Source organism: Flavobacterium sp. Root420 (genome assembly GCF_001427905.1).
Classification (GTDB): domain Bacteria; phylum Bacteroidota; class Bacteroidia; order Flavobacteriales; family Flavobacteriaceae; genus Flavobacterium.
The window spans coordinates 479,916-494,061 of record NZ_LMEF01000029.1 but is presented as its reverse complement, the minus strand read 5'-3'; the positions used below and the strand labels follow the sequence as shown (position 1 = coordinate 494,061).

Annotated in this window: 7 protein-coding genes; 3 read left to right on the top strand and 4 right to left on the bottom strand. The window is 36.9% G+C overall.

The features are described 5' to 3' along the window. Positions 1 to 42 precede the first annotated feature (42 nt). Entirely contained in the window at positions 43 to 3,453 is a 3,411-nt protein-coding gene (locus ASC72_RS16450; protein ID WP_056193597.1) for a DUF4450 domain-containing protein, read from the bottom strand. A 245-nt stretch (positions 3,454 to 3,698) separates the two neighbouring features. Here ASC72_RS16450 and ASC72_RS16445 point away from each other — a divergent pair, with 245 nt between their 5' ends. From ASC72_RS16445 to ASC72_RS16435, 3 genes are all read left to right on the top strand, one after another. Further along, positions 3,699 to 5,066: a rhamnogalacturonan acetylesterase gene (locus ASC72_RS16445; RefSeq protein ID WP_056192997.1), complete on the top strand. Its 1,368-nt coding sequence runs from the start codon at positions 3,699 to 3,701 to the stop codon at positions 5,064 to 5,066. Between the two features lie 20 nt (positions 5,067 to 5,086). Continuing rightward, positions 5,087 to 7,942, top strand: coding sequence for a glycoside hydrolase family 2 TIM barrel-domain containing protein (locus tag ASC72_RS16440; RefSeq protein WP_056192995.1), 2,856 nt, complete (start codon positions 5,087 to 5,089; stop codon positions 7,940 to 7,942). 105 nt (positions 7,943 to 8,047) lie between these two features. Beyond that, positions 8,048 to 9,556: a rhamnogalacturonan acetylesterase gene (locus ASC72_RS16435; RefSeq protein WP_056192993.1), complete on the top strand. Its 1,509-nt coding sequence runs from the start codon at positions 8,048 to 8,050 to the stop codon at positions 9,554 to 9,556. Positions 9,557 to 9,880: 324 nt separating this feature from the next. On the opposite strand, the gene ASC72_RS16430 is transcribed toward ASC72_RS16435, so the two are convergent. The 3 genes from ASC72_RS16430 to ASC72_RS16420 form a co-directional block, all read right to left on the bottom strand. After that, a complete protein-coding gene (locus ASC72_RS16430; protein WP_026983373.1) occupies positions 9,881 to 10,057 on the bottom strand; it encodes a histone H1 in 177 nt (58 codons plus the stop codon). Between the two features lie 232 nt (positions 10,058 to 10,289). Next, positions 10,290 to 11,669, bottom strand: a complete 1,380-nt coding sequence (locus ASC72_RS16425; RefSeq protein ID WP_241775734.1) for a sulfatase-like hydrolase/transferase — start codon at positions 11,667 to 11,669, stop codon at positions 10,290 to 10,292. Positions 11,670 to 11,691: 22 nt separating this feature from the next. Next, a complete protein-coding gene (locus ASC72_RS16420; RefSeq protein WP_056192989.1) occupies positions 11,692 to 14,100 on the bottom strand; it encodes a glycosyl hydrolase 115 family protein in 2,409 nt (802 codons plus the stop codon). Positions 14,101 to 14,146 lie beyond the last annotated feature (46 nt).

The window sequence follows — 14,146 nt, the reverse complement described above, 5'->3', positions numbered from 1 at the left end:
GTTTGCACAATTATCTAATTGACGCATTATCTCATTGCCACATCATCTAATTAAAGTCACACTCATCAAACCAATCACCACATCATTTGCAATAGTTCTCAAAGTAAGATTCTTTAGAGTTTTATTTTTATTCAACGGCAATTCCAAAATCGTTCCTGCACCGCCATCAACTCCGTAATTTGAAAATCCTTTAATCGTTTTAAAATCCTTAAAATCCCTCGAAATTTCTCCTGATTTAAAATATACTCTTGGAGGTTTTGGAGCATCTGTTGTAAAGGCTAATCCGTCTACAAAATAATCCTGTTCAATCGGCCACCAGTTTTCCGGATTTTTTAATGGTAAAACTTCTGATGTCCCATCTGTATATTCCACTTTAATTTCACCGTTTACCATTCGGCTTTGCATTGGGTTTGTTGTTCCTGCAAGCATAAAATAAGCGTGTGAAGCTTTTCCGTCAAGCGGAATAGAAATACTTTCCGGGAAATTATCCCACATGGAAGTGAAAATAATATTCTTCAGATTTTCATCAGAAGGCGTTTGAAACGGAATTTCGTTTGGCGTTGTAATTTGCCCATTTGCTTTTGCTTTTTGGCGTAAGCCTGAATCATCAACTCTTACCGATACATTTGGATAACACCAGTTTCCGATTCCTTGTTTTGGTAATTGTAAGGTTGCTGTTTTTGGTCTTGGGGACAAATATTCGTAATTGAAAATATCGGTTACTTTTGAATTGAAAAAGGATGAAAGCGAAACGGTTTCAAATCGTGTTGATTGATCCAAAGGCACATCCCAATTCGTCTCTTTTTTATTGGATTTCTCCTGAGCTTTAATATTCAAATCAATGGGATTCCACCATGATAATTCACCTTGTTTCAATTCAATAAAAAAAGTTTTATGACCTTCGCCATTCATTTTCGCTTTAAGCGAATTAGCTGTTTTTGAAATTTCACTTAAAACCGATTGCGGATCATTAACAGAAACAATTTTAGCTTTTGAAGCCGTAAGATTTAGTATTTCACCCGAAGTATAACCTGTTTCCGATTTTAATTCTTCTAAAATATTTCCTTTCCAATTAACGATCACCTCATAAACTGAATTGTATGGCGCTTCAATACTGATTCCTGGAGTTCCAATACTTTCCGGAATTGCCTTCCAATTCACTTCTTTTCCATTTACTCTGATAGTTTCTATTGCATCAAAAGATGCCTTTAGAATCAATTTTAAATTCATTTTTGATGTTAAACGATTCTCGATTCGGTACGTATCTTTTTTATTTTCTCTTTTGAAAGAAAAAGAAATATCCGGAATTTCTAAAGAAGCTTCCTTCCATTTTAAAGGAAAACCGGGTTTAATTGTTAAAATTCCAGCAAGCGCATCTGGCTGGATTCCGTACAATCCTTCCACTAAAGTACGTGACGCCATCCCGATTGGGTCCGCAAAATCACGATACAATTCACCGCGAATGGCGTCCTGATATAACAGCTGTTCAAAACCTCCCGGAGACGCACCCAAATACATACTTTCAATCAACACACTTTCCCACATTTTGTACGCTTCTTCACTTTTACCGCCTTGCCAGAAAGCCAATGCCGTATGCAATTGTTCGGCCAAAGCCACATTATTAATCGACCATGTATAGGGCTGCCAATTGGTAGTGCTGATTACATAAAGGTCTTTTTTGTCCAACCCTTCAGCCGAAATCGGGATATGCGGAATCTGATTATCGACATAACCCAACATTTGATAACTTTCAAACGGGTTGGACAGCTCCGAATCTATCGTGTGGTAAATGCTCCAAATGCCAGGCGTGTCATGCAATAATCGGTTTCCGAGTGCGTCTTTATATTCGGCAAAAATTCCTTTATTGGGAATCCAAAGCTGGTTATTTGTTGCTTTTAAAATTTTATCGGCTTCTTTTGAAAAAGGTGCTGCATCTTCGTTTATTTTCTTTGCCGTTTCTGCAACTGTTTTATTGGCGTAATAATTATAGGCAGAAGAATGAATTACGCCGCCACCGCTATACTGCAGGGCATCGCTCGCCCAAATAGACGCATATGCATCATAGAGTCCGTCGCCGTCTGCATCAAAATTTCGTTTTTCCCAATTCAAATGCCGCTGAATCGTTGGCCACATTTCTTTCATAAAAGCGGTATCACCGGTCCATTTAAAATGACGCAACATCTGATCGATAAAAACCAAATTCATATCGTAATGATGTGCGACGGTATTTTTATTCGGATTTCGGCTAATGTATCCACTGCTGAACATTGAGGTTCCGATTTCTTCTTTCTGGCGTGCTAAATTCTTTTCTTCATCAAAAACAACCGGTCCATTTTCCGGACTTGTAACCTGCGATTTACTATAACTTTCAAAATGTGATTTTGCGCGATCGTGCCACCCCAATGGATCGGCAGTATACGCGCCACGCCACGCGTTCAGGTACATTCTCCATGCAATTGCTCCATGAAGATATGCGGGGCTTTCCCAGATTCCGTCAGAAGCAATCGAGAGCGCTGCACCCAAAGTATTGATATAAGGATCCGGAGTTACAACTTTCACTCTACTGGCCAAAACCTGTGTTTGCTGGACTGATTTGTCATAAAGTGCTGCCAGGCCTTTTTGTGAAACATCCATTTTAAGATCTTCAGTGGCCAAAAGCCAATAGCTGCTTTTTTCAGTAATTGCATTTATTTTCCCTGTAATAACCGGCAATGTTTCCGCAGTGGAATTAAACAATTCTAAAGGTGTTTTCTGCTGATTGGCATCCGCTATATGTGTTGAAGATTCTGGAAAAAATCCAACCAGACTTCTGTTGTTTCCCGTTTTCTGTTTGTTGTTTTCAGAACCATATTCCAACAAAAAAGATTGTTTTTGAATTGTATATTTATTGTTGACACAGTAATTCGGCTGCAAGTAAAATACCGATTCCGGATCAGCTCCGATATCGCCATCACGACTGAATTTCTTACCAGTTGCACCACCAAAAGCCCATATTAAATTGCTGTTTTTAGAAATATTTTTACCATATACTTTGACGATGAACCCTTCTTTTTCTTTCAGGGCAACTACATCAACAAATAATTTTCCGTTTCCTAAAAGAGCATCTTCAATTACATACTTCATAGTTCCCAAAATGTATCTGGTATCAATTTTAGAGGCTTCGGTAATCCATTTGCTTTCTTTTCCGTTTACAATTCCGAGTTTGAAATTCCCGCCCATTCCCGGCATGTACATGGCAAATTCGGGTAAATCTCCGCTCTCAACCCTAAAACCAGTATTAGAACCATACAAAGCGCGATTGAATTTTCGTGTTCCATTTTTCAATACAAAACTATTTCCTTCTGGCGCATAATGTATTTTACGCATTGCATTTTTTTCCTGACCAAATGAGACCATTGAACAGAGAAAAAAGCCTGCGATAAGAAAGAGAAAATGTTGTATTTTGATTTTCATAACATTCATTCAAAAAAAGCGTATTTCAATATTTACCAAACAAACAACTTTATCAATTTATTCCTAATTGTTTGATAATTTAATTGCAATTTCTTTGTTTTTTTATGGTATAGCATCCTGTACCTACCTGATTTTTATAATATAATAATTTACAATCCTATACTATTTTAACATCATAGTACAGGATACTATATAATAACGGAACTGTTAGCTTTGAAAGTGAAATAAACTTAAATTCAGAAAAGTTGGTAAAAATAAGTACTTTTTTATGTGTCTTTTGTTTGGTTATGCCTGCTGCTTTTTTCGCAATGCATGCTGACAATCATTTAAATAACAATAACTTTCTATCAAAAACACATTCATCTGACAGTATTAAAAACACAAAATCACTTTCGTTTCATTTTGGCACTTCAAAAGCTTCAAAAGGAATTGCAATCCATAAACCGATAGTTTACGATGCTCATACAGGATTTGGTTTCGATTTTAACTCTTCTTTCAAAGTAAAAATCAATACTAATTCTTTTTCTGCCGAAAAACCAACTTACTTCTCCGTACAACTTCCTGAAGGAAATTATCAGGTTGAAGTGACGATGGGAAGCAACGAAAAAACTTCAAACGTTTCTATAAAAGCCGAATCAAGAAGACTGATGGTAAATCAATTCTCTGTGCCAAAAGGACAAAAAATAACCAAAACATTCAATATAAATGTCAGAACTCCAAAAATCGATGATCAATTAAATGTCATACTTAAAGACAGGGAAAAAGATATTTTAGACTGGGATGATAAATTAACCCTTGAATTTTTAGGTGAGGTTTCAATCCAGAATATCAAAATTACTGCCAAAGACAATCTGACTGTTGTTTACCTGGCCGGAGATTCAACTCTTACCGATCAGGACGTAGAGCCCTGGGCTTCCTGGGGACAATTTATTACCAACTATTTTGATGATAGTATTGTTGTCGCAAATTATGCGTATTCGGGTTCTTCGTTAAGTTCTTTTAAAAATGGAAATCGTTTAAAAAAGATTCTTACCCAAATTAAAAAAGGAGATTATCTGTTTGTGGAATTTGGTCACAACGATGAGAAAATCAAAGGCGAAGGAAATGGTGCCTGGGGATCGTATTCCAATTTATTGACGGAGTTTGTTCAATCAGCTAAAGAAAAAGGGGCAATTCCGGTTTTGGTAACCCCAACACAACGTCGTTTCTTTAATGAAAATGGGGCTTTAAAAGAAACGCATGGCGAATTTCCTGCTGCGATGCGAACTGTCGCTCAAAAAAACAATATCGCCTTAATTGATATCACTAAAATGACAACCGAATTATACGAAGCCTGGGGCGATGAACCTTCCCGAAAAGCTTTTGTACAATATCCGGCCAATACTTTTCCCGGGCAGGAAAAAACTTTGGACGACAACACCCATTTTAATAGTTTTGGCGCTAACGAAATTGCACTTTGCGTACTGAAAGGAATTCGCGAACTTGATATTCCATTAAAGAAACAAATCAAAAAAGAAACACCTACTTACGATCCAAAGAAACCAAATTATATTTCGAGCTGGACACTCCCAATGAGTGACCGATTTGAAATTACTAAACCAGATGGCAATTAACCTCCAAGAATTCACCAATTATGCAACTAAAAAACACGATCCAAAATCTCTCTCTTGCTGCGTTTGCGCTTTTTCTGACCCAAAACAGCCACGCACAACAAACGGATAAAATTTATCTTTCAGGAAAAGATTTTGAACATCCTGTGCAATGGGAATTTTATTGTACCGGTGGCAACAACAGCCAAAAATGGTCTAAAATAAATGTCCCCTCGCAATGGGAATTGGAAGGTTTTGGGGAATATACCTATGGACGCTGGTACAAGGAACTGGAACAGAAAGAGCCAAGCAAAGAAGAAGGTTTGTATAAATACGAATTTGAAGTTCCTGCCGATTATAAAGGCAAAGAGGTGCTAATTGCTTTTGGCGGAGCGATGACCGATACCGAAGTAAAAGTAAACGGAAAATTGGCCGGAGCGATTCATCAGGGTGGTTTTTATGAATTTAAATATGATATCTCTTCTTTACTGAAATATGGTTCTAAAAATCTTTTGGAAGTTCATGTCTGGAAACACTCAGCTAATAAATCAGTAAACGCCGCAGAAAGAAGAGCGGACTGGTGGCTATTTGGCGGCATTTATCGTCCGGTTTGGCTGGAAGTTGCTCCAAAAACACATATTCAGAATATTGCCGTAAATCCAAAAATGGATGGCTCTCTCACTGTTGATTTGAAACTTAAAAATATTCCTAAAAATGTCACTTTAGAAGCGACATTAAAAGGTTTGAATGGAGAGGATTTTCAAACTTTTACTTTTCCGATTAAAGCAAAAAGTACAACAGCAACTGCTGCAGCACAATGGAAGAACATCAAACCGTGGAATCCGGAAACTCCTAATTTATATGACTTACAATTGGTTTTAAAACAAAACGGAACAGTTTTGCATCAATATGATAAACGAATTGGTTTTAGAACGCTGGAGTTTAAAAAGCGAGACGGAATTTATGTTAATGGTACCAAAATTATCATGAAAGGAATTAACCGTCATTCGTTTTGGCCAGAAGGCGGTCGAAGCACCAGTAAGCGCATCAGCGAACTGGATGTGAAATTAATTAAAGACATGAATATGAATGCGGTTCGTGGGCATTATCCGCCAGACGAACACTTCTTAGAAGTCTGTGATTCATTAGGCCTTTTTGTTTTGAATGAATTGGCGGGCTGGCAAAACTCCTATGATACAGAAACCGGAAAAAAATTAGCCACCGAAATGATTACCCGTGATGTCAATCATGCCTCAGTAATTATTTGGGACAACGGGAATGAAGGCGGATGGAATTATGATACCGATAAAGTTTTTGCAGACCTTGATCCGCAAAAAAGAATTGTGATTCACCCCTGGGCCGATTTTAATGGCTGGGATACACACCACTATCCTACTTATTTAACGGGAATGCACCGTTTTAATGCAGGTGAAAATGTGTTTTTCCCAACTGAATTCATGCACGGAACTTACGATAACGGACACGGAGCGGCTCTGGAAGATTTCTGGAACCGTTACAAAGAAAGTCCGCTTTTTGCGGGAGGTTTTATGTGGGCGATGCTCGACGAAGCCGTAAAACGCTCGGATTGGACGGGAGATGTAAAATTTGATTCGAAAGGTTCATTGGCGGCAGACGGAATTTTAGGACCGCACCGTGAGAGAGAAGGAAGTTATTATACCGTAAAAGAAGTTTGGTCGCCAATCCAATTTCAGCCAAAACAGGTTTCTGAAAATTTTGATGGCTCTTTCTTTATCAAAAACGATTATTTGTTCAGCAATTTGAATACCTGCAAAATGGAATTTAAAGTGATGAAAGCTGATGATAATGTACTTTATTCTAATGGCGTTTCTACAGCAATAAGTTCAGGAAAAATTGAACTTCCAAGTATTGATCCGGGAGAAACCCGTAAAATTAATTTTGCTGTTCCTAATAATTTTGCTGAAGGCGATGTTTTGTCTGTCACGGCTTACGATCAATTCAACAAAGAGATTTATACCTGGACATGGCCAATTCATAAAGCTTTGTTTTATGCCAATAAATTCCTGGCAGTTCAAAATACGAAAGCCAAGGCTTCAGCAGTAAAAAACGGAAATGAAATTACCTTAAAAGGAAGTGAAATCACGGTTGCTTTAGATGCTGTAACAGGAGAAATTACTTCTATTAAAAACGGAACTTCAACTATTGCGTTGACAAATGGCCCACGCCCAATTGGGATGAAAGCCAAATTAAAAGATATTCAGGTTTCGCAGGATGATGACAAAGCCGTTTGCATTGTAAATTATTCTGGTGGCTTATCTTCCATTAAATGGATTATGGAACCGGATGGAAGATTTAAAATGGAATTGGTTGCCCTGAAAAATGCTTCAGGCGGTGAAGGTTTTGATGGTGCTTTTTTTGAAGATAAAATCAGCGCTTTCGGAATTACATTCAGCTTTCCGGAGAAAGAAGTTACCGGAATTAAATGGTTTGGAAGAGGTCCGTATCATGTGTGGAAAAACAGAATTAAAGGAACCACTTACGGCATTTGGGAGAAAGACTATAACAATACGATTACCGGAGAAAGTTTTGAGAATTTGATTTACCCTGAATTCAAAGGTTATCACGCTAATTTATTAGGTGCAAATTTAAAAGCCGGAGCATCATCATTTAAAGTTTTTAGTGAAAATGATAATTTATTTTTGAGATTGTTTACGCCCGATTTGCCTAAAAATGGTTTCCCGGGGAGTTATCCACAGCCGGCATTTCCGGAAGGAGATATTTCGTTTATGTATGAAATTCCAGCGATGCGCGATTTCAAACCATTGGAACAACAAGGACCGCAAAGTCAACCAACCAACATCCGAATTAAAAGCGGAGATGATGGGATAAAGATGAATTTATGGTTTGATTTTAGAGGTTAATTGCCACGAAGGCAGAAAGTTTTTTATGCAACCTTAATTTATAGATTCTCTCATTTTATGTCATTATGGCAAGATTAGGCAATTTCGCAATTCACAATTCAAATTATGAAATCAATTAAAATATTTTCTATCTTATTTCTGACCTTATTATTTTTCAATTTTACTTCAAAACAAGATACTAAACCAACTCTTTATATGGTTGGGGACTCCACAGTTAAAAATGGCAAAGGCGATGGAACCGGCGGGCTCTGGGGCTGGGGAGATTATATCGGGCAGTTTTTGGATACTACTAAAATACATGTAGAAAATCATGCTTTGGGTGGCACCAGCTCGAGAACTTTTCAGGATAAAGGATTGTGGACTGCGGTTTTAAATAAACTTAAAAAAGGAGATTATGTCCTGATTCAGTTTGGACATAATGATGATGGTCCTGTAAATGACACAATTCGTGCTCGCGGAACAATTAAAGGTATCGGAAATCAAACGCAGGAAATTGACAATTTATTGACCAAAAAACATGAAATCGTTCACAGTTATGGCTGGTATATTCAGAAAGTAGTTCAGGAAGCTAAAGCAAAAGGAGCGATTCCGATTATTTGTTCGCCGATTCCCAGAAACGACTGGAAGGATGGAAAAGTACCACGTAGCGATAAATCATATGGTTTATGGGCCAAACAAATTGCTGAAAAGGAAAAAGTAACTTTCATCAATTTGAATGAAAAAATGGCACTTGAAATGGAAAAACTCGGTGAAGAAAAAATTACGGGAACTTATTTCTATAAAAAAGACCATACGCATACTTCTGCAAAAGGTGCTGTACTTTCGGCTTCGGTCATTATTAATGAACTGAAAGCAAGCAAAAATCCTTTAAAAAATTACATTTTAGCAGACCCAAAAATTGTACTTCCTGCAAAGAAAAAAGTGTTTTTAATCGGAGATTCGACTATGGCAAGTAATGACGGGAATCCTGATGCTGTGGGCTGGGGTGTTCCTTTTCCGCAATATTGCGATACCACAAGAATTGAAGTAATCAACAAAGCCAGAGGCGGAAGAAGTACCAGAACCTTTGTTTATGAAGGCCTTTGGGATGAAGTAAAAAACCAATTACAGCCTGGCAATTTTATCCTAATTCAGTTTGGACATAACGATGCCGGGGCTGTTGACAAAGAAAAACTTAGAGGCTCACTAAAAGGAAATGGAGATGAAACCCAAGAAGTAATACGTCCTGACGGCTCAAAAGAAATCGTTCATACTTTTGGGTGGTATATGGTAAAATTCATCAGGGAAGCCAAAGAAAAAGGTGCTATTCCGATCGTTTTAAGTCAGACGCCAAGAAACGAATGGCCAAATGAGAAAGTCGAACGTAGAACCGATACATATGGAAACTGGTCTAAAATTGCTGCCGATAAAGAAGGTGCTTATTATATTGATTTGAATGAAATTGTCGCTCTGAAATATGAAGCTTTAGGAAAAGAAAAAGTGAAAGCCTTCTTCCCGAAAGATCACACGCATACAGGTTTGGAAGGTGCTACACTAAATGCTTTGACCGTTGCCGAGAGTATTAAAAAAATTAAGGAATGTGGTTTGAAGGATTATATTGAGATAGCTAAATAGTTATGAGTTATGAGTTATGAATTTTGAGTTATCAGCTTTAAACATAGCCCATGGTTTTAACCGTGGGATACGTATTGTGATCATATTGTGTCCCCACGGTTGAAACCGTGGGCTATATTTGAAATTATGGTTGAAAAAAATCGTATAATTACCGCAAAACATCTCCCACGGTTAAAACCATGGGAGACGTTTAAAACAAGGTAGAAACCGGTGCATTTTAGAATAATGTCGAACACATTTAACCTTTAACATTTAACTTCTAACCAATAAAAAAACCTCGTTTAATTGCTTAAACGAGGTTTTATCTTTTTAGTTCAAAAAAGATTATTTTTTTGATTCTTCGATAGAAACTTTTCTGAACTCTTTTAAAAGTTTTTCAAGTTCTAATGTTGATTTACGTGCTCTAGCTCCGGCAGCTTTAATACCTTTTTCAGTTAAAGATTCAGCTTCTGCTTTGAATGTGTCAATTTCGGCGTTGATTTTTACTAATAGATCTTTCATGCTTATAAGTGTTAAATTAAGGCGCAAAAATAAAAGTTTGCTTGATAGATAACGCATCTTTAATGTTAAAATTATAACTCTTTTTTCTCTTTTAGTTAATAATAAATCAATCTCGATGCTTTACACTTTATTATCAATTACTTACATAAAATAAACAGCAGTCTTTTTTTCTTCTTATTGCTTAGCAATTATTTCGTAATTCCCATTTAAAGTACTTTTAGTAGCCCTATTTTTATTTAAGATTCTCATTATTGACTTTTTTAGCATCTTTTTTAAACTGATTTTCAAGAGCAGTTTTCATTTTTTCGGCGATTGCTTCATTTTGCTTCCAGACATTGTTCTTTTCTTCCGGATCCTTTTCAATATTATACAATTCATAATCTGCCGGTATTGCTTTGGGATGCCTCGTTCTGATTATTTTCCAGGGTTTGCTGATTAAACATTCCTGTAAATGTCCTCTAATGTAAATTTCCTGATTGGGCATCGTTTTGTTTTCAGCAATCGTTGGCCAGACATTTTTTCCTTCTACGCTTTGTGGTACATTCTTCTCTCTTGCCAAAGATAAAATACTTGGTAATAGGTCGATAACTGAAATATAATTTGAATTTTTATAACTTTTCAAATGATCTTTCCAATACATCACGCATGGGACTCGCACTGCTCCTTCATAATTGGATGTTTTCCAATCCCTAAGTGGCTTATTATCTCCAAGGGTGGTATTGGGTGGATGGATGTCATTATATTCATTTTTAGAATCCCAATTCTCCATAGCGCCATTATCACTCATAAAAATGACCAGTGTATTTTTATCCAGTTTTTGCTGCTTCAATTTTTCAAGTAGTAAACCTATACAGTTATCCATATGAGCCACCGCAGCGGCATAATCCCTGCGCGAACTGTCTTTGATGGAACTCATATAAGGATCTTTCCACTTTTGTTCTTCCTGCAAAGGAAAATGGGGGGCACTATAGGCGACCTGCAAAAAGAAATTTTTATTAGGATCTCTTATTTCAGAAATCCATTTGACGGTTTCATCTGTGATCAAATCAGTGGCATGGCCTTTCTCTTCTATGAACTCACCATTTCTATACCAGCTCTTATCTCCATTTTTATACAAATGTGTATATTGATCGATTTGCCCGTGTAAAAAGCCGTACGAATAATCAAAACCATACGCTTTGGGGCCACTGGCGAGTTGCAATCCCAAATGCCATTTTCCGATAAGTGCCGTCTGATACTGATTTTGATGTAATAATTTCGGCAAAGTTGGTATTGAATCAGGTAGTTTGGTCTGATCCCGATCTCCAATTGGAGCAACGATTCCCATTCGACTCGAAGGCCTTCCTGTTAAAAGGCTGGCTCTGGTGGGAGAACAAGTCGGATTTACATAAAAACGGTTGAGTTCTACACCGTTTTGAGCTAAATAATCGATGTTTGGTGTTTTGATTACTGAACCATGATAGCCAACATCATTCCATCCCATATCATCAGCAATAATCAAAATAATATTAGGTTTTTCTACTAATTTCTTTTGAATTTCCTGACTATACAAAATTGAAAAACAAAACAACATCAACATTAACAACTGTATTTTTGTATTCCTTTTTTTCATCATTTTAAAATTTAAATTAAACCTAATGATCATTTACCGCTATGTAATCAAGTACAATTCCGGTTTGATTGACTTCGATTTTAATCGTATGTTTTCCTTTTTGCAAACTTGCCGCTGGTACTTTTACAATGGCACTATTTCGCAACACATTTTCCTTCCATGTATTATCACGATCCTTTGTATTGATTTTGAAAAACTGAATTACTTTTCCATCTATTTGGACTCCGATTTCATGATCAAAATTATTGGAATGCGTTGGAAGCAAATGAACTTCAATTTCGTAGTCTCCTGCATTTTCTATTTCAAACTCATATAAAACAAAAGGCTTTTCGGTTTTAAAATGCTGCTGTTTCAACGGAAATAAAGTAACCGCATTATTACTGTATCCTAATCCGTTAATGGTCTTCCATTGATATTCCTTCGCCTCTTTTTTAGAAATAAATTGATTGGCCAGAATAATAATTCTATTGGAATTTAATTTTGACGATTCTTTAGAAAATGTATTTTTTTTAACTGCATCAAAAACAGGCAAATCCCTGGGATGCATCGACATCATATGATTCCACTTTCCATTGCTCAGTTTGGTATTATAATAATCTGTCAATTCTTCAATTCTCTGATACGCTTCTGAGGCCAAAACCTGATATTTTTCCTTCTTGTTTTCATCAGAAGTTGTCGCTTCTAAATTCCAGTATAAAAATTTGTGATTCATATAAGCGGCGCCTTTTACAGGATAAACCACTAGCTGAAACCAGGCGTCTTTTCGTTCTGCGGGAATCAAGTCAGACAACTTATCCACTTTCTCAATAAGAGAATCGTACGCTTTAATTCGGTTCCAAATTTCTTCTTCAGAGAAATCCGAAAGCTTTACAGGAGTTGTTGGTTCCGTTTGGCTCCATCCCATATATTCTGGTTTTCTTAGAAATGCCAAACGATAATATTCTTCAAAAATCGCACTTACTTCTGAACTGACTTTAGGCGAAAATTCCCTGGAAGCCCAATCTTTCGAATATTCCTTTAATCCATCCGATTTTATACTGTTGGTATTCCACGCTAAATCTAAAAAAAGCTCTGTGTTATATTCCGCAGGTTTGATATCGCCAACATTTACAATCCACATTTTCTTCGCTCCGTTTTCGTATGCTTTGTTCATCTCATACCAGATTAATCCCGGCTGTGTTGTACTCAGCCAAAGATAATCGTGTGGTCTTCCCCAATAACTGATGTGATAATAAACGCCGCTTCCTCCTGCTCTTTTTTGTTCCTCTACATTGCTCAAACGACGGATATAACCGTAATTATCATCGGGCCAAACTAAGGTAATATTGTCCGGAACTTTGAGTCCGTTATCGTATAATTCCAAAACTTCTTTATACGGAACAAAGGCTTGTGGAATAGCTGACAGAGGTTTTTTGAAAGTGTTTGAAAGCATTTCACGCTGATTGACAATGATTTTTTCGACCATTTCAATTGATGCTGCTAAATCTTTCGCACCTTCCATTTTACTGTCGTGCACGCCCCGCATTCCTAATGTCATGATCGTTTCATTTTGAGCCGATTTTAATTCGTCCAAACGATCCTGCCAATATTTATCGACCTGGATTTTATTCGTGAAATAATTATAATCACCATGAATTTTTGGTTTCCATTCGTCAACATTATTGCGGAGCATAGGTTCTGCATGAGAAGATCCGATAACGATATGGTATTTTTGCGCCATTTCTTTATTCCCCGCAAGGGTGAAAAATCCATTTGTAGAGGGATGCATCGCTGGCCAAATGATATTGGCTTTTAATCGAAGCAATAACTGAAATATTTTCTCATACGTTTTTGGACCGATATCACCTGTTTGGGGTTCAAATGTTTTCGCCGCCCAGGGTTGTAATGCCCAATCTTCGTCATTTAAAAAGATTCCTCGATATTGTACTGATGGCCCTGAAATTATTCCCTTACGGGGAAGTTGTAACGCTAATTTTTCTTTTTTTAGAGAATGAACATCTGCCCACCATTTCCATGGAGAAATTCCGAGTCGTTCAGCAATTTCAAAGATTCCATAAACCGTTCCTCGTACATCACTTCCTATAACTACTAAATTATCCTTTTCTTTTTGAATGGAAAATTTCTCCCATTGATTTGCTACTTCTTTTCTATTTTTTTGAGACTGAAATAGATTGGAAGAAGCTTCTCCTATGTAGATTCCCTTTTTAGAAAATGAGTTTGTTGGAATAATTTCCGGACGTTTTCCGGTTATCTCTTTAAGATCATCAGCCAAATCATTTACAGCCCAAAGAATTAGTGCATCGGTATTTTTATCGATATAAATAGTTGCTGTTTGATTTTTATCCGCAATTAAAAAGTCAATAGAACTTTTATCCTGACCGTAGGAGGTCAAAGTTGAAATTGAGAAGATGAATGCTCGAAATTTATTCATGATAATGTCTTTTTTGCCACAAAGGCGCTAAGGCGCAAAGTTTTTT